The sequence below is a fragment of the Pseudomonas sp. EA_15y_Pfl1_P101 genome, assembly GCF_963970835.1.
Classification (GTDB): domain Bacteria; phylum Pseudomonadota; class Gammaproteobacteria; order Pseudomonadales; family Pseudomonadaceae; genus Aquipseudomonas; species Aquipseudomonas tritici.
In genome coordinates this window covers 1-20997 of sequence record NZ_CAXAPA010000011.1, presented here as the reverse complement: position 1 = coordinate 20997, position 20997 = coordinate 1, and the positions used below count along the sequence as shown (strand labels likewise).

Genomic DNA, 20997 nt, shown 5'->3' with positions numbered 1-20997 from the left:
CAAGGCGTTCGACCAAGCCCAGTGTCACTTGCGACGTTCAAAGACAGCTATAACTCGTTGTAGTTCTTAGTTTTTCTTATAAATCTACAGCTCTGATATGCTTTCCGGCCGCAGGCGGAGGTAGCACCATGCAACTCATTGATATCGGCGTCAACCTGACCAACCCCAGTTTCGACGAGAAACACCAGGCTGTGCTTGAGCGTGCCTATGCCGCCGGCGTGCAACAATTGGTGCTCACCGGCACCAGCGTCGAGGGCAGCGAACACGCCCTGGAGCTGTGCGTAAAACTCGATGAAAGCGGCCAGCGCCTGTTCAGCACCGCCGGTATTCACCCCCACTCTGCCAGTGACTGGAACGGCGACAGCGCCCAACGCTTGCGCGGTTTGCTCAGCGAAAGCCGCGTGCGAGCAGTGGGTGAATGCGGGCTGGACTTCAACCGGGATTTTTCACCGCGCCCGCAGCAGGAAAAAGTACTGGAAGAGCACCTGGCACTGGCCGTCGAGCTGAAACTGCCAGTGTTTCTCCACGAGCGTGACGCCAACGTGCGCCTGCTGGAAATCCTCAAGGACTACCGCGACCAACTCACCGCCGCCGTGGTGCATTGCTTCACCGGCGAACAAACGGCGCTGTTCAGTTATCTCGACCTCGACCTGCACATTGGCATCACCGGCTGGATTTGTGACGAACGCCGTGGGACACACCTGCACCCACTGGTCAGGGAAATTCCCCGTGGCCGTCTGATGCTGGAAAGCGATGCGCCCTACCTGCTGCCACGTACGCTGCGCCCCAAGCCGAAAAATGGCCGAAATGAACCTGCGTATCTGCCGGAAGTGCTGCGCGAAGTCGCCCTGCATCGCAACGAGAGCGTGGAAGATCTGGCCCGGCACAGCACTGCCTGCGCCCGCACCTTTTTCGGGCTGCCTGAAGTGGATTGATGCGGCGCGTTGACCCATGTCAAAACCGGTTTCCTCGATAGCGGCACAATAATGGCACCTTGCCAATGCTGTTTCCGCTATCAGAGAAAACCTTCCATGGGTGCCTGGCTTAGCAATATCTCGCTGAAGTACAAATTCTGGGCCGTCAACGCGGTCGCCTTCATTACCACCCTGTTGCTGGTGCTGTACGCCCTGCAGCTTGAACAACAGGCCCGCAGCAGCGCGTCCCATGCCTCGGCGCAGGCCCAAGCACGGTTGCTCAGCGCCTGGCCGGCTGGCGAAGCGCTGCCCAAGGGCGAGCAATGGCTGACGTTCAAGCGCGGCCAAGTCCCACAAATGGCCGACCAGGACCTGTCAGCCCTGGGTAGCAGCGTTGGCTGGGTCGAACTCAATCACATGCCGTTATTCGGCGAGAACGTACTGATGGGGGCTGAAGTCATCGCCCGCACTGACGGTCAATACGTGGCCGTACTCGCTTACGCGCCAAGCCTGAGCCAGGTGTTCGGCGAACGCTTCGCCAACTATGCGGTGGCGGTATTGATCCTGATGCTCGCGATGCTCGGTGCCTCGCAATTGCTGATCCGCTTCCTGCTCAGCCAACTCAACACCCTCAAGGACGTGATGCTGCACGTTGAGAAAACCGGCGACCTGTCGGCCCGTGTGCCTTTGGCGTGCAAAGACGAAGTCGGCCAGATGGCCAGCGCCTTCAACGCCATGCAAGCGGGCTATCAACGTGTGGTCAACACCGTCGCGCGTACCGCCAAGCAACTCGATGATGGCGCCGCGCGCCTGGCCAGCAGCATGAACGAGGTGCAGCACGGCATGCTCGGCCAGCAGAGCGAAACCGACCAGGCCGCCACCGCCATCAACGAGATGACCGCCACCGTCCACCATATTGCCCAGCACGCCGGCGCCACCCGGGATCTGTCGCAGACCGCCGACACCCTTGCCGGCAGCGGCCGGGAAGTGGTCACCCGCGTACAACGCTCGATTGCCGGCCTGTCGACCGGCGTGCAGCAAACCGCCGAAATGATCCAGAGACTCGCCGAGGACAGCCAGAAAATCAACGGCGTGGTCAGCGTGATCCACAGCATCGCCGAGCAGACCAACCTGCTCGCCCTCAACGCCGCCATCGAAGCGGCCCGAGCCGGCGAAATGGGTCGGGGGTTCGCCGTGGTTGCCGACGAAGTGCGCAACCTCGCCAAACGCGTCCAAACCTCCACCGACGAAATCACCCGCATGGTCTCAGCCCTGCAAGCCGGCACCCGCGACGCGGTGGACTTCATGCAGGAAAGCTCGTTCAAGGCCGACGACTGCGTCCAACAAGCCCAGGAAGCCGGCGCCGCCCTCGCCGAAATCACCGGTGCTGTGGCGCAGATGCGCGAAAGCAACACCCAGATCGCCGTCGCCGCGGAACAACAAAGCCACGTCGCCGAAGAGATGAACCGCGCGGTCGTGAGCATTCGTGACGTGACCGAGAACACCGTGCAGCAGACTGTGGACTCGGCGACTACCAGCAATGAACTGGCGGCCTTGGCCGGGGAGCTGAGCAAAGCGATTGGACTGTTGAAGCTGTAGGAATGATCAGCCTGTAATCCCTTGCCTACAACGAAGCCTCGGTTTGCCCGAGGTTTTGGTGAAACTTCCTAGCTATCCCGGCGAATAACGCCGACTTCTTTTCACTACCAACCTCTCCAAAGTCTCTCGCCTGATCAATCAGCGCGAGGGACCGCCGATGTACTTCTCCGTTAACACCGTGCCCCGTTGGACGGCCTCTTGATTCCGGTCATTGGCAAGTTTGTCCTGTCGCCGATGAATGCCAAAGCGCCAGACGTCGAAAGCGTCTTTCGTGACTTTCGGGATTGCCTGAATACTTTTGACGAATGGGCCGAGAGCGTCTGGAGTGGCTCGTCGCTGGAAGTCGAGCAGGTATTCAAGGTGGGGGAAGAGGTTTCTCTCGTCGCTCCGGCGTCCTCCAAAAAACCCAATCGCACGGTTGCCGTCTGCAAAGCCCAGGGCGCGTTGACCTTGGTGCATATGTTCGAGAGCACACGCTTTGTGCCCATCGGCAATACGCCGGTGATGCTACAAGCGATTGCTCCCGATGGCCGCCCATCAGCAAAACCATCGACGGCCTAACCACCGAGTTCTTCTGGCAAGGCGACAAACTCATCGCCGAACACCACGCGGACCGCCACCGCAGTTACCTCTACGAACCCGACAGCTTTCGCCCGTTGGCGCTGCTGGAAGGTTTCGGTCCAAAAGAAACGAAGCCCTACCATTACCAACTCGACCACATCGGCACGCCACAAGAACTCACCGCCCCAGATGGCGAAATCATCTGGTCCGCGCACTACCGCGCCTACGGTGAAATCAGCCGCCTGGACATAGGAAAAGTCGACAACCCGCTGCGCTTCCAAGGCCAATACTTCGATCAAGAAAGCGGGCTGCACTACAACCGCCATCGCTATTACAATCCGGATGTTGGTCGCTACCTGACGCCAGATCCAGTTAAGTTGGCGGGTGGGATTAACGCCTACCAGTACGTGCCCAACCCTACGGGTTGGGTGGATCCGCTAGGGCTGAGCAGGTGTCCGGGGGAGGATGGATGTAAACCCACAAATCGCCCAGAAAATCCGGGGGAAAACGTTGAAATCAATGAGGGTGACGTTGAGCTACCCAAAGGCTTTGATACCAGACTTTCTAGAAATGGAGCTTTTAAAAGAGCAAAAGCAATCGGAGGTGTACCTAAGACTCAGCATCCCAAAAATGTTTACCGAGAAACCATCACCGATCAAGATCGCTACATTCAAGGAAGGGTTTACGAATTCGAATTACTTTATAGAGATGTAGAAATTCGTGAGCATTCATTAGGTCATGAAAAAGGCAATCATGCTCCACACTTCAATACCGAGGTTACCGTTGAGGGGTAAAAGTTCCGTTAACCATCGGCAATGACTCCCATACGCATTTTAAAAGGTGATTAATGGACACAGTCTTCATACACGAAACCGGCATACACCCCTGGGCACACCTACACCCTACAGAAGAACGAGGGTATGCCACGTTTACACTCCTTAATCCAGACTTTGAAAATGTGTGGAACACTTGGCTCGCCCTCGCATCGCTGTTGACACATGAATGGCCACTGATACTAACTTGGTATACCACTAGGACTCCCAAGTACAACAAGACACAGGAGTACCTAGCGTTAAGGCGCTTTGCGAAAAACTCAGGCCCCAAAGACATATTCAGAAAAAATGAAGCAACCTCAATTTATTCTGGAGTAGAGTATTTGGACACCCGTCCAGACCATATAGATCCAAACAAACTAAAGGCATACCGTAGCCGTGCAACTTTAATGACAAGACAAGACTACCAACCAGAGTCGTTATGGCAACGACTAAGCCATTTAGAGTACATATCCACAACGGACGACTTTAAATTAATATTGGCAGACGAAGAAAATCTGTTATTCAAATTTCATGACACTGAAACGCATGGCGTCGCTCAAATCATATGTCACGCTATACATTCAGAGAAATTAGAGTTTGCGATCAGCACCTTAGACATCAGGAAAATCTTCTATCCAGAGGTATACGAGTACATTCACAGCTAGACTCGCCCAGAACATTTAGCCTCGACATCCGCTAAAAAATGCTCTTGCAGACTTTAGGTGAGTATTCCCTATGCCCCCCATAGGCAACCCCAATTCGCCCACTCGCCCCGCCCCACCTAAACTCTGTCCATAGCATTTCAACGGACAGAGGATTCACCATCATGGGCAAACGTCACCCCAACCTCCCCGCCTGGCAATGGCGTAGTTACCCGCAGAACCACCAGCACCCGACCAACCAGGCATTGCGCCTGATTGCGGTGCCGCTGTTCATTATCGGGTTTCTGTTGATCGTATCCGGGGTATTCAGCACAAGCCCTGCCAGTGTCGCCGTCGGCATTGTCGGTGTCCTGGCTGGTCTGGCCTTGCAGCGGCAGGGTCATAGCGTGGAAGTCCAAGCCAGTTTGTGTTGAACAGCAACGCCACCGACATTTAGGTCAGGCGAAGACCACTACGGTCTGGCGGCTGATGGCGATCAACTCGCCGGTGGGGCTCCATAGCGCGGCAGCGGCATGGCCGTAGCCGTCGCGGGCGTGCTCGATGTTGACATGGTACTGGCACCAGTCGAGCGTCGTGAGATTTTGCAAAGGTTGGATGAACTCGATGGTCCAGGTCAGGGTGCTGCCCGGTGCCGGCTTTTTCAGGTGCGGCAGTAGGGCCGGTGGCCAGGCGTCGACCAAGGCGAGGATATGCGCCTCGGTCAGTGGCTCTTCTTTTACATCCCCGCGTAAACGTACCCACCCGCCCATGTCGCGGGATTTGTTGCCGGTAAATGGCAAGCCGCCGACGCTCCATCGCATCGCCAGGTGGCGCATGAATTCAGGGGTGACCCCCTTGATATAGGGCAGTTCCTGACACTCATCCCAGTGTTTGAACACGGGCGGTGCTTCACTCTCGACAGCGATTTCCGACGCTCGCGACGCGCCGAAACTGGCTTGTACCAGTGTCGCCACTTCACCGTTCTGCGTCACGCGGCCGAGCAATTGGCTAACGGCCTTGCCTTCGCGCAACACTTCGACTTGATAACTGGCAGAAACGTCCGGCGCTACCGGGCCAACAAAGGTGATTGCCATTGATCGTAAAGGCCGATCGGCTGGCACCTGGGCGCGCAGGGCTTCGTATTGCAATGCGGCGACCAGCCCACCAAACGTTGCGCGGCCCTGGGCCCATTCCGCGGGGATGGTTACATCCAGCGGGTTGCTTCGTGCGGCGTCGAGCAAATCACTAAAGCGCATGGCGCGTCTCACATCAGAAGGAACAGATGGGTGATCTTAATCATCGGGCCCGTGACGTGCAGCGCCTATTCCGGCCAAAAGCCGGACCGGCTCAGAAACAATCGGCGCTGAATTTGGCGAGCACGCGATCGGCCTGCCCTTGCGCCTTGGCCATGGTGCGATGCCATACCGCAACACAAGGTTGCAGATCGGCCTGGTGCTCGGCCAGGGCCAACCACTGCCAGCAGTCATGCCAATCCCCGAGGGCAGCTTGGGCTTTTTTCAAGCGTGACAGGGCGTTGGCAGGCAATTTGTCCAGCTCGGGATACGCTTGCGCAGCGTAGCGCACGCGCTTGATCAGCAACCGCAGGCGGTGACGATCATGGTCGGGGTCTTTCAACGCTTCACCGAGTTTCTGCCATTGCTTGGCCAGACGTTTCTCGATGCGCGGGCGCAGGCCTTTGAGCAGTTTCTGGTGTTCAGAGGCACGAATAAAACGTGGGAAGGCGTCGAGTATCTGCAGCAAATGGGCAACTTCCGGGCTTTGCGCCACCTGGCGATAGGCATCGGGTTGCAAACGCAGGCGCCGGCTCGCGGCTTCGTGATGGCCATGCTGATGCAAATACGCCGCCAGCACCTCGCGGTCGCGTAGCGGCGTAGTCAGTTGGCCGACCTTGCTGGCTGCCAATTCAAGCTGTTCTACCCCAGGTAGACCGCGCAAGGGACGCAACAGGCTGCGCAGTCGGCGCACGGTGGTGCGCAAGTCATGCAAGGCTTCATCGTCGGTGACGGCGGCGAGGCGAGCCTGGCAGCTCAGTAACCCTACTTCCAGGCTAATGACCTGAGCGACTAACTGATCGACCAAAGCTGACATCCCTTCCTCCCCCTGACGACGAAAATTCCCAGATAACTCATGGCCGCCGATGCAGCCTCGTTGCACTCGACAGCCGCTACGCGTCAACGCCCGGCGCGAGACTCACGAATATAGAACCGCGCTTTCTCGGCTTTAGTGGAGCAGCCTTCGAACGCTTCAAATTGTTGCTGGGTTTTGGCGCCGGTCAACAAAGACAAGGCCTTGGAGTAGCTCACCGTGCCGGCAAAACCCTCAGCCTTGGCCAGGTCGAGCTCCTTCCAGGCAGCGTCCAATTGCGAGCCGCAACTGTCGCGGTACGCGGTTTTACCGGCACAACCGGCCAGGGCCAACACGATCACAGGCACACACATCCAAGCTTTCATCGATGACACCTCAAGATAAAGAAAAAACAGTCGTACGTTGTAGACGTTGCCTACATGGAAAAGTGCCTAATCCTTAGCCTGAAATCGACAGTACCTATACACCCGAGCATACCCGAGCGCCGCGAGTATTCAGGAAAAATATTACATGCCTAGCGAAGATTGAAGCTGCCACCTCAATGGGTGCATTGTGGGCGCCTGCATTAGGAAGGACATGGACCATGAAAAAACGTGTTGCCTTGGTGCTGGGCTCCGGCGGGGCCCGGGGCTACGCCCATATTGGGGTTATCGAGGAAATCGAACGGCGCGGCTACGACATCGCCTGTATCGCCGGGTGCTCCATGGGGGCCGTGGTCGGCGGGATCTACGCCGCCGGCAAGCTGGAGGCGTATCGAAACTGGATTGAAAGCCTCGACTATCTCGACGTGCTGCGCCTGGTCGACGTGAGTTTTCGCCTGGGGGCAATTCGCGGCGAGAAGGTCTTCGGGCAGATCCGCAAGATCGTCGGTGAGATCAATATCGAAGAACTGCGCATCCCCTACACCGCCGTCGCCACCGACCTGACCAACCAACAGGAAATCTGGTTCCAGGAAGGCTGCCTGCACCAGGCCATGCGCGCTTCCGCGGCGATTCCCAGCCTGTTTACCCCGGTGATGCAAGGCAACCGCATGCTGGTGGACGGCGGCCTGCTCAACCCACTGCCCATCGTGCCGGTGGTGTCGAGTCATTGTGACTTGATCATCGCGGTCAACCTCAACGCCACCAACCAGAAGCAGTACCGGTTGCCGGTGATCCAACGCCCGCCAGCGTTCAAGAGTCGGTTCAACAACCTGGCCAAATCACTCGGTTCGCACCTGCCGTTTCGCCGCAAGCAGGCCGAACAATTGCTGAAGCTGGAGCAAGAGGCATTGGAGGCGCAAGCGGCAGAGATCAACCCGTGGCTGGACTCGGCCGAGCCGGAATCCCAACAACCCAACGCCGCACCGGAAAAACCCGGTGCACCGAAGTCGGCGACCGGGTCTTTCATCATCGATAACGTCGGCCCGGCGTCGCTGCTGGACCTGATCAACCAGAGCTTCGAGGTGATGCAAACCTCGCTGGCTCAGTACAAAATCGCCGGCTACCCGCCGGATGTGCTGATCAACGTGCCGAAGCGGGTGTGCCGGTTTTTCGAGTTCTACAAAGCGCCGGAGTTGATTGCGCTGGGGCGAGAGATTGCCAGTGATACGTTGGATCGGTATGAGCGTGAGCAGAGTTGAGGGTTAAGGTGCTGCTGATGACACCATCGCAGGCAAGCCAGCTCCAACCTTTGGAATGCACTCCCCTGTGGGAGCCGGGCTTGCCCGCGATGGCCTCGGAGCCGACGCCAAACATCTAAGCACTCAACAACCGATACCCTACCCCCGCCTCGGTCACGATAAACCTCGGCTGTGTCGGATCATCCGCCAGTTTCTGCCGCAGATGCCCCACCACAATACGCAGATAGTGGCTGTCCTCAGTATGGGTCGGCCCCCAGATATCCTTGAGCAATTGCTGCTGGGTAATCACCCGCCCCGGATGCCGGGCGAGCTGCGCGAGCACCGCATACTCCTTGCGCGTCAGCGCCACTTCGGCACCGTCCAGCAGCACGCGGCGATAGGCCAGGTCGACCGTCAATGGGCCAAACCGCAAGGCCGCTTCCTGGGCTTCACCCGCGGGCGCCTGGCGCAGCAGCGCACGTACCCGGGCGAGAAACTCCTGGATGCCGAAGGGTTTGGTCACATAGTCATTGGCGCCACCGTCGAGCGCCTCGACTTTTTGCCCTTCACTGGCGCGGACTGACAGCACCAACACCGGCACCGTCGACCACTCACGGAATTCGCGCAGCACTTGCTGGCCGTCCATGTCCGGCAAGCCAAGGTCGAGTACCAGCAGGTCCGGCTTGCTCAGTGCCGCCTGGGCCAGGCCTTCGTTGCCGGTGCCGGCCTCAATCACTTTGTAGCCCTGGGAGGCCAGGCTGATGCGCAGAAATTTGCGGATCTGCGGTTCGTCATCAATGACCAAAATCGTCGCGGTCTGGCTCATGGTGTCCAATCAAAATCCGTGAAGAAAACAGGGTAGCTCATGCCTCGCGCTCCAGGCCAGGCTGTGTCGGCAAGGGCAGGAACAAGGTGATGCAGGTGCCGCGCCCGTCAATGCCGTCGGCCACGCTGATATGCCCGCCGTGGGCACCGACCATGCCCTGGCAGATTGCCAGGCCCAAGCCTGTGCCCTGCCCGCCTCGATCACCCCGTGCGGCGGTGTAGAACATGTCGAAAATCTTTGCGCGCTCGTCTTCGGGAATGCCTGGGCCTTCATCAGCGACGGCAAAAAACAGCTGGTTATCCAGCACGCCCGCGCTCAGTTGCAAACGCCCTTGAGACGGTGAAAAACGCGCGGCGTTTTCCAGCACATTAACCAGCGCTTGTTCGATCAGCGCAGCATGCACATACAACAGTGGCAACTCAGGCGGCACGTCGGTACTCACCTTCAACGGCGCCAGCACCGCACGCAAACGACCGAGGGCGCTGCCGACGATATCGCCCGGCGACACCCAATCCCGCGCCAGTTTCAAAGCGCCATGGCCGAGGCGCGTCATGTCGAGCAAGTTCTGGATATAGCGATCGAGACGTTCGGCCTCATCGCGGGTGCCTTCAAGCAACTCGCGGCGATCTTCCAGCGGGATGGCCTCACCGAGCGCCAACAGGCTGTCGATGCTGCCGCGCATGGAGGTCAGCGGCGTACGCAAATCGTGAGACACCGAGGCCAGCAAGGCGCTGCGCAGTTGCTCGGTCTCACCGTGCAACCGCGCGGACTCCAACTCCTGGGCCAGTTGCGCCCGCGCCAGCGCCTGGGCCAATGGCTGGCTCAAGGCAGTCAGCAAGCGACGGCGTTGGCCGCCCAGTTCCTGGCCGGGTTTTGGACTGACGCCCAGCAAACCCAACGGGCCCTCTTCGGCTGACAACGGCCACCACCACCAACGCCCGAACGGCAAGGTGCCAGTGCCCATGCCCGCCGGTTGGTCATGCTGCCAGGCCCAATCAGCAGCGGCGCGCTCGGCTTCGGTAAGCGTCAGCGGGCCGCCGGTCTCAATCGCCCAACCGCCCTGGCCATCGCGGTTGACCAGGCACAGGTCCAGGTCACTCCAGCCTTCCAGGTGATGCGCCGCGGCGCTGATCACCGCCTGGCGATCGGTGGCGGCGGTCAGTTTGCGTGACAGGTCGAGCAGTTCGCTGGTTTCTTCCTGGGTGTCGCGCAACGCCTGCAACTGACGGCGTTGACGTGCGGCGAGGTTGCCGGTCAACGCCGCCATCAACAGGAAGAACAACAGGGTCAGCACGTCCTCTTCGCGCTGGATGGCGAAGGAAAATTTCGGTGGGATAAACAGGAAGTCGTAGGTTATGAACGACAACGCCGCACACACCAGCGACGGCCCCAGGCTGCTGCGCACGGCCACCAGCAATACCGCCGCCAGGAACACCAGCGAGATATTCGGCAGCGGCAAGACGCTGGACACCGCCCAAGCCAATGCCGCAGCAACCACCGTCGCCACGACCGCAAGCGCATAGTCGAACCACACCAGGCCGCGCACGTCCGGCAAGCGTGACGGTGCGGGGATGTCATCGCTGTCGAGGACGTTGATTTCCAAGCTACGGGCATTACGCAGCAAACGCGCAGCCAGGCCGCCACCGAACAACCGACGCCGCCAACGCATCCGCGACTGCCCCACCAACACCAGGCTGGCGCGGCGTTCGGCGGCATGCTGGATCAGCGTTTTGGCCACCTCGCCGGCTCGCAGCAACACCACTTCACCGCCAAGGCGTTCGGCCAGTTGCTGGGCATTTTGCAGGCGCAATCGGAACTGCTCATCCCGCGCACGGCCGTTATCGATGTGCACCAGGCTCCACGGCAAATGCCGGCGTTGGGCAACACGGCTGGCATGGCGCACCAGGCGTTCGGCCTGTGCATCGCCGTCCACGCCGACCAACAAACGCCCACGTACTGCCGGCGCGGCCTGGCCGAGTTGGCGGTAGCCTTGGGCCAAATCATCGTCGACATGGGCGGCGGCGGTTTGCATCGCCAACTCGCGCAAGGCCATGAGGTTGGTCTGGGTGAAGAATGCATCAATGGCCGCGCGGGCCTGCTCCGGCACATAGACCTTGCCGTCGCGCAGGCGCTCCAGCAACTCGCGAGAGGGCAGATCGATCAGCAGCAGTTCGTCGGCCTCTTGCAGCACCCAGTCCGGCAGGGTTTCACGCACCTGCACGCCGGTGATGCCGCGTACTTGGTCGTTGAGGCTTTCCAGGTGCTGGACGTTGACCGTGGTGAACACGTTGATGCCGGCGGCGAGCAGTTCCTGGATGTCTTGCCAGCGCTTTTCATGGCGGCTGCCGGGGGCGTTGCTGTGGGCCAGCTCGTCCACCAGCACCAGCTTGGGCTGGGCGGCGAGCAGGCCGTCGAGGTCCATTTCTTCAAGCATCACGCCGCGATATTCGGTGCGCAGCGACGGTTGCTGCGGCAGGCCGCTGAGCAAGGCTTCGGTCTCGGCGCGGCCGTGGGTCTCGACCACGCCGGCGATCAACTTCACGCCCTGGCGCAACTGGGTATGGGCGGCCTGGAGCATGGCGTAGGTCTTGCCCACGCCGGGCGCGGCGCCAAGGAAGACTTTGAGCCGGCCACGGCCGTTGCGGGGCAGATCGGCTAGCAGGGCATCGGCGCGGCCGGAGTCGCTCATGCTTGGGGGTTCCTTCAGGTATTCAAGTATTCAGGCCCACTGACGATCCAATGTGGGAGCGGGCTTGCTCGCGAAGGCGGTCTATCAGTAACAGATACATTGGCTGATACACCGCTTTCGCGAGCAAGCCCGCTCCCACAGGGGGTTACAGTTTTTCCAGAGCCATGTTCAATGCCAGCACATTCACCACCGGCGGCCCTACCAACGGGCTTTCGATATGCTCATCCAGCAACCGCTGCAAGGTTGACACCGGCACACTCCGCGCCGCCGCCACCCGCGCCAGTTGATAGGCAATCGCTTCCGGTGGCAAGTGTGGATCAAGACCGCTGCCAGAGGTAGTCAGCGACGCCAAAGGCACCGGCCCTTGGCTGGGCACGCGCTGTTTATTCGCATCATCAAAGATGCGCGTCGCCAGCGCCGGGTTACTTGGGCCAAGGTTGCTGGCGCTGCTGGAAACCGTCGCGAAAGCGCCGGCCGAGGGGCGCGGGTGGAACCAGCTGTCACCGGTAAAGTCCTGGGCGATCAAGCTGGAGCCGCGCACTTTGCCGCTGGCGTCGCGTACCAGGCTGCCATTGGCTTGATCCGGGAAGGCGACTTGGGCGACGCCGGTCACCACCAGTGGGTAAGCGACGCCGGTGATCAGGGTCATGAGCACCAGCAGGCTCAGGGCCGGACGGATTAGGTTGGACATTTTGGATTCCTCAATTTGTGGGACGCTCTGCCGTGTTGCAATGGGGCTGCTTCGCAGCCCGGCGCGGGGCAAGCCCGCTCACTACAAAGAGCAGGTTCGGTTACACCAGGTGCAACGCCGTCAGCAGCATGTCGATCGCCTTGATGCCCACGAACGGCACCCCAAGCCCGCCCAGCCCGTAGATCAGCAGGTTGCGCCGCAGCAAGGCCGCCGCGCTCGCCGCCTGCACGCGCACACCGCGCAGCGCCAGCGGGATCAGCACCACGATGATCAGCGCGTTGAACACGATGGCCGAGAGAATCGCGCTTTGCGGGCTCTGCAAGTGCATCACGTTGAGCACGCCGAGTTGCGGGTAGATCGAAGCGAACAGCGCCGGCAAAATCGCAAAGTACTTGGCCACGTCGTTGGCGATGGAAAAGGTGGTCAGCGCACCGCGCGTCACCAGCAATTCCTTGCCGATCTGCACCACGTCCAGCAACTTGGTGGGGTCGCTGTCGAGGTCGACCATGTTGGCGGCTTCGCGAGCGGCCTGGGTGCCATCGTTCATCGCCATGCCAACGTCCGCCTGGGCCAGGGCCGGAGCATCGTTGGCGCCGTCGCCGCACATCGCCACCAGGCGACCGTCGTTCTGCTCATGACGAATACGGGCGAGTTTTTTCTCCGGCGTGGCTTCGGCCAGCACGTCGTCCACGCCGGCTTCGGCAGCAATCGCAGCAGCGGTCAGCGGGTTGTCGCCCGTCACCATCACGGTCCGAATGCCCAGTTTGCGCAACTCGGCGAAACGCTCGCGGATGCCGGGCTTGACCACGTCCTTCAGGTGAATCGCACCGAGCAACTTGCCATCGGCACACACCAGCAATGGCGTGCCACCGCTCTGGGCGATCTTGTCGATTTCCCGCGACAGTGCTGGTTGCAGGTCGCTGCGTTGTTGGCCGATAAACGCCAGCAGCGAATCCACGGCGCCTTTGCGGAACACACGGCCCTGATAATCGACGCCAGACAAGCGGGTTTCAGCACTGAACGGCACGGCCGTCAGCTCATCCGCAGTCGGCTCGGCTTGCGGGTGCAAGGCGCGCAGGTATTCGACGATGGATTTACCTTCCGCCGTGTCATCCGCCAGGGAGGCAAACAACGCGCCTTCGGCCACTTCCTTGCCGCTGACGCCAGGCGCCGCGACCACCGCCGTACAGCGACGGTTACCAAAGGTGATGGTGCCGGTCTTGTCCAGCAGCAGCACATGCACGTCCCCCGCCGCTTCCACGGCGCGGCCGGACTTGGCGATCACATTGAGGCGCACCAGGCGGTCCATACCGGCGATACCGATCGCCGACAATAAGCCGCCAATGGTCGTAGGAATCAGCGTCACCAACAGTGCGACCAAGAACACCAACGGCAAGCTGCCATTGGCAAAGTGGGCGAACGGTTGCAGGGTCACCACCACCAGCAGGAAGATCAGGGTCAGGCCGATCAGCAGGATATCCAGCGCGACTTCGTTGGGGGTTTTCTGGCGTTTGGCGCCTTCCACCAGGGCGATCATGCGGTCCAGGGTCGACTCACCCGGGTTGGCGGTGATGCGGATCAGCAGCCAGTCCGATACCAGCCGGGTGTTGCCGGTGACGGCCGAACGGTCGCCACCGGACTCGCGGATCACGGGGGCGGATTCGCCAGTGATCGCCGCTTCGTTAACCGCCGCGATGCCTTCAACGACTTCGCCGTCACCGGGGATCATTTCCCCAGCGGTAACGCGCACCACATCACCTTTGCGCAGGCTGGTGGCCGGCACCACTTTGAAGCTGCCATCGGCCTCTTTGCGGCATGCGCTCAGGCCTTCGCTGCCGGCCTTGAGGCTGTCGGCACGGGCTTTGCCACGCCCTTCGGCCAAGGCTTCGGCGAAGTTGGCGAACAGCACGGTGAACCACAGCCACACAGCGATTTGCACCGCGACGTAAGTCGGCACCGTCGTGTCCGGCACAAAGCACAGCACGGTGGTGAGGATGGCGGTCAGCTCGACCACCAGCATCACTGGCGAGCGTTGCAGTTGGCGCGGGTCCAGCTTCACGAACGCCTGGACCAGCGCCGGGCGCCACAGGGCGGAAATCGCGGTTTTGGCGGGCTCTTGGGTTTGCACCGGAGCCGCGTTTTTTGCAGGCATATTCATTTTCATATCCCCTTCGCTCTTCATTTAGAAGCAGCCATGCTCAGATGTTCAGCAATAGGGCCCAGTGCCAGCGTCGGCAGGAAGGTCAAGCCGCCCACCAGCAAAATGGTCACGGTCAACAGGGTCACGAACAGCGGGCCATGGGTAGGGAAGCTGTTCTGACCAATCGGTGCGGCCTTCTTCATCGCCAGGCTGCCGGCCAGGGCCAGTACCGGAAGGATGTAGCCGAAGCGACCGATCAACATGCCCAGGCCCAGCATCAGGTTGTGGAACGGTGTGTTGGCGCTGAAGCCACCGAACGCCGAGCCGTTGTTGGCACTGGCCGAGGTGTAGGCGTAGAGCAACTGGCTGAAGCCGTGCGGACCTGGGTTGCTGATGGCACCGGCCGGGCCTGGCAGGCTCGCGGCGATGGCACCGAGCACGAGCACGCCAACCGGCATGACCAGCAGCGTCACCACCAGCAATTGCACTTCCTTGGCCTGCAGCTTCTTGCCGAGGTATTCCGGGGTGCGGCCGATCATCAGGCCGGCGAGGAACACCGCGATCAACACATTGAGCAACATGCTGTACATGCCGGCACCGACGCCGCCGAAGATCACTTCGCCGACCATCATGTTGACCAGCGCGACCATCCCACTGAGAGGGCTGAGGCTGTCCTGCATGCCGTTGACCGAACCGTTGGACGCTGCGGTGGTGGTCACCGACCACAGCACCGTGCCGGTGGTGCCGAAGCGCGCTTCCTTACCTTCCAGCGGCGCGGCCTGCTCCACGGCAGGGTTGTTCAGGGTCGGGTTGGGCTGGTATTCGGACCACAACGAGGTCGCGCCACCGATCAGGAACAACGCCAGCATGCAGCCGAGAATCGCACGGCTCTGACGCAGGTCTTTCACGTAGTGGCCGAAGGTGAACACCAGCGCCACCGGGATCAGGATGATCGATGCCACTTCGAAGAGGTTGGCCCAGGCAGTCGGGTCTTCGAACGGGTGCGCCGAGTTGACACCAAAGAAGCCACCGCCGTTGGTACCCAACTGCTTGATCGCAATCTGGCTGGCCGCCGGGCCCAGGGGGATCACTTGATCCACGCCTTGTATCGTCACGGCATCGACGTAATGGGCGAAGGTTTGCGGAACGCCCTGCCACACCAGGAACAACGCCAGCACCAGGCACAACGGCAACAGGCCGTAGAGGGTGGCGCGGGTCATGTCGACCCAGAAGTTACCCAATGTCTGCGCCGATTTGCGACCGATCCCACGGCAAAGAGCAACCAGGACTGACAGGCCAGTGGCAGCGCTGACGAAGTTCTGCACGGTCAGGCCGGCCATCTGGCTGAGGTAGCTTAAAGACGCCTCACCGCTGTAGGACTGCCAGTTGGTGTTGGTCATGAAACTGACCGCCGTGTTGAAGGCCTGCGTCCATTCCTGACCCGGCAACTTCTGCGGGTTCAGTGGGAGATAGTCCTGGAACAACAGGATCGTGAACAACAGCAAAAAGCTCGCTAGATTGAACGCGAGCAAGGCCAGCATGTATTTCTGCCAGCTTTGTTCCTGCTGCTCGTCCACGCCCGCCAGGCGATAACAGGCTTTCTCCACAGGCCCCAGAACCGGGCTCAGCCAGGTGCGCTGCCCTTCCATCACTTTGTAATAGAACCGCCCCAGGAACGGGGCCGGCACCAGCACCAAGGCAAAAAAGGCAATGATCAGCCAATAGTCATAACTGTGCATGGCCAGCTCCTAGTTCCGATCCGCGCGTAACAGCGCAACCAGCAGATAAATGAACAGCGCCACGGCCAATACCAGTGACACCCCGTCCAGAACGCTCATGGAAGTCTCTCCGTTTAGCGGCGAGTGCCGCGTGTGGGTCAATTGTCGGCAGGAGTGGTGTAAAGGAACGAGAGCGAGGGTATGGGCGGGGCGTAAAGACGGCGTAAAGAGTGGGTTTATGCGGGGTTTACAGCGGGATTTGCCGTGGATGGGAGGGCCTCATCGCGGGCCAGCTCAGTCAACACAGCACTTATCTGGTGCAACGCAGGGCAAATTCAAACGCCAAACCGTTCCCATGGCGACAGTTGCACGGCTTTACGACAATGATTCTCAAGCTGGCATGCACGCTGCAACACCTTGAATCATTCAAAACCGTTCAGGGAGCAGCACAATGAACACACAACTCAAACCCACCTTGGGCACCCTGCACTTGTGGGGCATCGCCGTCGGCCTGGTGATTTCCGGCGAATACTTCGGCTGGAGCTATGGCTGGGGCGTCGCCGGGACCTTGGGCTTTTTGGTGACCTCGTTGATGGTCGCCGCCATGTACACCTGCTTCATCTTCAGTTTCACCGAGCTGACCACCGCGATTCCTCACGCGGGTGGGCCGTTTGCCTACAGCCGTCGTGCCTTTGGTGAGAAAGGCGGTTTGATCGCGGGGCTCGCGACCTTGATCGAGTTTGTCTTCGCGCCGCCTGCGATCGCCTTGGCCATCGGCGCATATCTGAACGTGCAATTCCCGGCGCTGGACCCGAAACACGCGGCCGTCGGCGCGTACATCGTGTTCATGGGCCTGAACATCCTTGGTGTGAAACTCGCCGCCACCTTCGAATTGGTGGTATGCGTACTCGCCGTCGCCGAGTTGCTGGTGTTTATGGGCGTCGTAGCGCCCGCCTTCAGCTTCAGCAACTTCGCCCTGAACGGCTGGGCCGGTTCCGACACCTTTGGCGCCCCGGCGATTGCCGGCATGTTTGCCGCGATTCCCTTTGCCATCTGGTTCTTCCTCGCCATCGAAGGCGCCGCCATGGCCGCCGAAGAAGCGAAAGATCCGAAACGCACCATTCCAAAAGCCTACATCAGCGGCATCCTGACCCTGGTGATCCTGGCCATGGGCGTGATGTTCTTTGCCGGCGGTGTGGGCGACTGGCGCACCCTCTCCAATATCAACGACCCATTGCCACAAGCCATGAAAACCGTGGTCGGCGACAGCTCCGGCTGGTTGCACATGCTGGTGTGGATCGGCTTGTTTGGCCTGGTAGCGAGTTTTCACGGCATCATCCTGGGCTATTCGCGCCAGTTCTTCGCCCTGGCCCGCGCCGGATACCTGCCGTCTTTCCTCGCCAAACTGTCGCGTTTTCAGACACCGCACCGGGCAATCATCGCCGGCGGCGTGGTCGGCATCGCCGCGATCTACAGCGACGGCCTGATCAACCTGGGCGGCATGACACTGACCGCAGCGATGATCACCATGGCCGTATTCGGCGCCATTGTGATGTACATCATGAGCATGCTCAGCCTGTTCAAACTGCGTAAGACCGAACCGTTGCTGAAACGCACCTTCCGCGCACCGGGCTACCCCATCGTGCCGGGCATTGCGCTGGTGCTGGCGGTGGTGTGCCTGGTGGCCATGGCGTGGTTTAACACGCTGATCGGGCTGATCTTCCTGGGCTTTATGGCCGTTGGGTTCGTTTACTTCCAGATGACCGCGCAAGACCGCGCGGATGCACCTGCGGATGCGATGTTGACCGGACTCTGAGGTTAACGAGGCGGAATAGGCCTACACTGAACTCCTGAGAAAGCCTGTTACTCAAAGCAGTTATCCCCGTGGGAAAATTCTCCCACGGTGATCTGCCTCAAGGAGAGCCTTATGCCGTGGTATGCGTGGTTGATTATGGTGGTCGCGATCGGGTCGATCGTCGGTGGGCTGATGATGCTGCGAGACAGCGCCAACAAGGTCGAACTCACCGACGAACAACGCAAACGCGTGGCCGAGCGTAACGCCCAAGCGGATGCGAAGGACGCGCAGGATCGCTGAGCCTTGGGTTACTCCCAAGCCGCCTTGGCAATCTGCAAACCGTGCTGCCCCTTGTAGGCAGCACGCTCCGGCTGGCTCCAGCCGTTCAGCAACTCATCTTCCAACTTATAAATTTCAACCCCCAACGGACGGCATACCGTCAGAGGGTCCTGCGCCTCCGGCCCCCACATCGGCAACGATAAATCCCCGCCCGGGCACGTCGACAGCGCACACAGCAAATCAATCTCTGCAAAGAACTCCAGGTAATCGCCCTTCTGCGCCGGGCAAGCCTTCATGAAATACATGTCGTCATGATTCAGGCCCGTGCACTGGAAAATGTTCAGCACGTCATGCACGTCGAACTCCGTCAGACCGTGGGGTAAAACCGCGCGCGTCAGGTTCGAATGGCAATGGTGATGGAAGTCCTCGCCGGTGAGCATCCGATTCACATACGGATCGCAACGCGTGCCGAGCAAATCATGCAAGCGCCCGCCATGCTCATCGGTGCCGTAACTGGCCAGGCTGTCATCGGTGATCGTCACCAGCGGTCTTAAAAATGGCAGATTCGACCACAACCGGTCATGCGTGCTCACATGGGCACCCTGCAATTGACGCGTGCGCGCTGCCCACAGGCGTTCGCGAGGGTCGTTGGCGTTCCACACATTGAAGTCACCCACCTGTGGACCGACCGGCGTGGTCACACGAAACACATGCCCGGCCGGCACCTTCCACGCCCTGCCCGTTCGGATCGGCACCTCGAACTGCTCGATCAACGTACGTTGCTGTTTATGGTCACGGATGCGCTCGTATAAGCGGCCGGATAGTCTTTGTACATGGTGCGGATCCTCGATCAGGGGTGATTAAACAAGGCCAACGACAAGCGTTCCGAATCAGCCAGGTACAGGCTCATCGCCTGCCCTGCCGCAGCCTTATTATTTTCGAGCAGAAGCTGGTAAATCTCACGATCACGCTCCAGCCAAGGCGACTGGAAACGCTGCTCATCCGGCGCCGCACTGCGCGATGACCTGCGCGAAAAACCCATCGAATAGCGGGCTGCGCATCAACCCCGACAATCTGCTGATGAAATATCAGACATGCCGGGCAACAGCCGCCCGCCGATGATGTCGGCGCGCAGTTCCAGAGCGATTTGGTCGGCCAGGGATAGGCTGAGGTCATGATTACCTCGGGATTGTTGAACAATCTATTTTGTAGAGGTAATCACGTTTCATGCCAAGGCGTTTTGAATTTGACCTGCAGGATTCTGAGTAAGAAAAAGGCCGGTCACTGACCGGCCTCCTCGGCCGCTTAATTGAGCACCAGCCTCTCGCGGTTCTTTTCCAGCAACGCTTTGCCGATCCCCTTCACTTCCAACAATTCATCCACTGCCGTGAACGGGCCATTGCTCTCGCGGTAGGCCACGATCGCCTTGGCTTTCGCGGCACCGATGCCGAAGAGATCACGGCGCAGAGTTTCGGCGTCGGCGGCGTTGAGGCTAACCTTGGCGGGTTGCTCGGCCTTGGACATCTGGGCGGTGATGGGGGTTGGGGCTTCGGGTTTGATGGACGGGGCTGCGGTGGTGGTGACGGAGAGGCTGGTGAGGAAGGCGAAGATTAGAGAGGTGAGGTAGGTGTTTTGCATTGGTGACGCTCCATGACATGGGTGAGGAAAAAGCAGCTTTTCCGAAGCTGCTTTTCAAACTTAGGTCATGTTGGAGATTCGTCAAAAATGCTTGAGTAACAGGGTGTGAAGGGAGTATCAGTTTTTTTGTGTTCGGGCTGGTTAGGGCCTGCCGTCAGGCAGGCCGTTGTTTTACCAGCTCGGTCTGGTAAATCGGTCTCCGTACAGGATCGCAAATTGATTCATTGCCACTTTCCAGTCGTGTGCCGCGTGGCCCCAATTGGCTGTGATGTTGCGCAACCCGCCGGGAAGACAAAAAAAGGTATAACCCGATCCCAGGCTCGACGCCATGCAGCAACTACAGTCGGATACTGCTTACCCCAAGGCCCCGCTTCAAAGGCGTTAAGCTCTTGCTCGGCCACATCGGCATTGATTGCCTGGTAGATAGGCTTGAGCGCTTTGGCCAATGCCCGACGCTTATCCTAAGCGGCATAGTCCAAGCTGTTGCGGATCAGATGCACGATGCAGGTTTGCAGCGTCGTGGCAGGAAAAACCGCTTCCAAGGCCTCCGGTATCCCTTTGAGGCCATCCGTGACGGCGATCAGAACATCTTCTATCCCAGGGGTTTTAAGGTCGTTGAAGACCTTCATCCAAAACTTGGCCCCCTCGGTGTTCTCGATCCAGATTCCCAGAATGTCGCGCGTGCCATCGGGTAATACGCCCAGCGCCAGATAAATAGCCTTGTTACGCACTAACCCCTCGTCCCGGATTTTGACCCGTAGCGCATCAAAGAAGATGACCGGATACATAGGCTCCAAGGGACGCTGCTGCCAGGCGCCGACTTCTTCCATGACTGCATCGGTGACTGAGCTGATGAAGTGTAAGCGATCCACCATGTACACATTCAAAACTGCCCGTTGAAGCCTGATGCTGTGCTCCCGATTCCCATCAGGAGCCCGCAGTTATGATGCGCCCCGACGCCAAAGTTGAAAAAGTCTACCTCTAC

16 protein-coding genes and 4 pseudogenes are annotated in these 20997 nt (G+C 59.8%); 8 read left to right on the top strand and 12 right to left on the bottom strand.

What is annotated here, in order from left to right; all coding sequences use genetic code 11:
* Window positions 1-128 precede the first annotated feature (128 nt).
* The 5 genes and pseudogenes from AACY36_RS18005 to AACY36_RS17985 form a co-directional block, all read left to right on the top strand.
* Window positions 129-935, top strand: a complete 807-nt coding sequence (locus AACY36_RS18005; protein ID WP_339427774.1) for a TatD family hydrolase — start codon at window positions 129-131, stop codon at window positions 933-935.
* 96 nt (window positions 936-1031) lie between these two features.
* Window positions 1032-2513 (top strand): methyl-accepting chemotaxis protein, encoded by a 1482-nt coding sequence (locus tag AACY36_RS18000; RefSeq protein ID WP_339414793.1) that lies wholly within the window; start codon window positions 1032-1034, stop codon window positions 2511-2513.
* Window positions 2514-2711: 198 nt separating this feature from the next.
* Complete coding sequence (locus AACY36_RS17995) at window positions 2712-3074, top strand: hypothetical protein (protein WP_339415054.1); 363 nt, start codon at window positions 2712-2714, stop codon at window positions 3072-3074.
* Window positions 3050-3868 (top strand): annotated as a pseudogene (locus AACY36_RS17990) (RHS repeat domain-containing protein); the annotation flags it as partial. The gene AACY36_RS17995 and the pseudogene AACY36_RS17990, both read left to right, overlap by 25 nt.
* An 847-nt stretch (window positions 3869-4715) precedes the next feature.
* Window positions 4716-4955 (top strand): annotated as a pseudogene (locus tag AACY36_RS17985) (terminase); the annotation flags it as partial.
* 33 nt (window positions 4956-4988) lie between these two features.
* Here the strand turns inward: AACY36_RS17985 and AACY36_RS17980 are convergent.
* From AACY36_RS17980 to AACY36_RS17970, 3 genes are all read right to left on the bottom strand, one after another.
* Window positions 4989-5786, bottom strand: coding sequence for an acyl-CoA thioesterase (locus tag AACY36_RS17980; protein WP_339437439.1), 798 nt, complete (start codon window positions 5784-5786; stop codon window positions 4989-4991).
* 91 nt (window positions 5787-5877) lie between these two features.
* Window positions 5878-6639: a CHAD domain-containing protein gene (locus tag AACY36_RS17975; RefSeq protein WP_339497398.1), complete on the bottom strand. Its 762-nt coding sequence runs from the start codon at window positions 6637-6639 to the stop codon at window positions 5878-5880.
* A gap of 83 nt (window positions 6640-6722) precedes the next feature.
* On the bottom strand, window positions 6723-7001 hold the full coding sequence (locus tag AACY36_RS17970; RefSeq protein WP_339414796.1) for a hypothetical protein: 279 nt from the start codon (window positions 6999-7001) through the stop codon (window positions 6723-6725).
* Window positions 7002-7219: 218 nt separating this feature from the next.
* On the opposite strand from AACY36_RS17970, the gene AACY36_RS17965 reads away from it, so the two are divergent.
* On the top strand, window positions 7220-8257 hold the full coding sequence (locus AACY36_RS17965; protein ID WP_339414797.1) for a patatin-like phospholipase family protein: 1038 nt from the start codon (window positions 7220-7222) through the stop codon (window positions 8255-8257).
* A 115-nt stretch (window positions 8258-8372) separates the two neighbouring features.
* On the opposite strand, the gene AACY36_RS17960 is transcribed toward AACY36_RS17965, so the two are convergent.
* The 6 genes from AACY36_RS17960 to kdpF form a co-directional block, all read right to left on the bottom strand.
* Window positions 8373-9062, bottom strand: a complete 690-nt coding sequence (locus AACY36_RS17960) for a response regulator (RefSeq protein WP_010211910.1) — start codon at window positions 9060-9062, stop codon at window positions 8373-8375.
* A 37-nt stretch (window positions 9063-9099) separates the two neighbouring features.
* Window positions 9100-11751, bottom strand: a complete 2652-nt coding sequence (locus tag AACY36_RS17955; protein ID WP_339438624.1) for a sensor histidine kinase KdpD — start codon at window positions 11749-11751, stop codon at window positions 9100-9102.
* 145 nt (window positions 11752-11896) lie between these two features.
* Window positions 11897-12442 (bottom strand): potassium-transporting ATPase subunit KdpC, encoded by a 546-nt coding sequence (gene kdpC / locus AACY36_RS17950; RefSeq protein ID WP_339414799.1) that lies wholly within the window; start codon window positions 12440-12442, stop codon window positions 11897-11899.
* A gap of 100 nt (window positions 12443-12542) precedes the next feature.
* The gene (gene kdpB, locus AACY36_RS17945; RefSeq protein WP_339497397.1) at window positions 12543-14600 is read right to left on the bottom strand and encodes a potassium-transporting ATPase subunit KdpB; all 2058 of its coding nucleotides are present in this window, start codon (window positions 14598-14600) and stop codon (window positions 12543-12545) included.
* Window positions 14601-14620: 20 nt separating this feature from the next.
* A complete protein-coding gene (gene kdpA / locus AACY36_RS17940; RefSeq protein ID WP_339497395.1) occupies window positions 14621-16321 on the bottom strand; it encodes a potassium-transporting ATPase subunit KdpA in 1701 nt (566 codons plus the stop codon).
* Between the two features lie 9 nt (window positions 16322-16330).
* Window positions 16331-16420: a K(+)-transporting ATPase subunit F gene (gene kdpF, locus AACY36_RS17935; RefSeq protein ID WP_339427768.1), complete on the bottom strand. Its 90-nt coding sequence runs from the start codon at window positions 16418-16420 to the stop codon at window positions 16331-16333.
* Between the two features lie 331 nt (window positions 16421-16751).
* Between kdpF and eat the strand changes: the two genes are divergently transcribed.
* Window positions 16752-18116, top strand: coding sequence for an ethanolamine permease (gene eat / locus AACY36_RS17930; RefSeq protein WP_339497394.1), 1365 nt, complete (start codon window positions 16752-16754; stop codon window positions 18114-18116).
* 111 nt (window positions 18117-18227) lie between these two features.
* Window positions 18228-18395: a DUF2897 family protein gene (locus tag AACY36_RS17925; protein WP_003172675.1), complete on the top strand. Its 168-nt coding sequence runs from the start codon at window positions 18228-18230 to the stop codon at window positions 18393-18395.
* A gap of 8 nt (window positions 18396-18403) precedes the next feature.
* Here the strand turns inward: AACY36_RS17925 and AACY36_RS17920 are convergent.
* From AACY36_RS17920 to AACY36_RS17910, 3 genes and pseudogenes are all read right to left on the bottom strand, one after another.
* A pseudogene (locus AACY36_RS17920) lies at window positions 18404-19209 on the bottom strand (urea carboxylase-associated family protein).
* 470 nt (window positions 19210-19679) lie between these two features.
* Entirely contained in the window at window positions 19680-20012 is a 333-nt protein-coding gene (locus tag AACY36_RS17915) for a ComEA family DNA-binding protein (RefSeq protein WP_339497392.1), read from the bottom strand.
* 171 nt (window positions 20013-20183) lie between these two features.
* Window positions 20184-20869 (bottom strand): annotated as a pseudogene (locus tag AACY36_RS17910) (IS256 family transposase); the annotation flags it as partial.
* Window positions 20870-20997 lie beyond the last annotated feature (128 nt).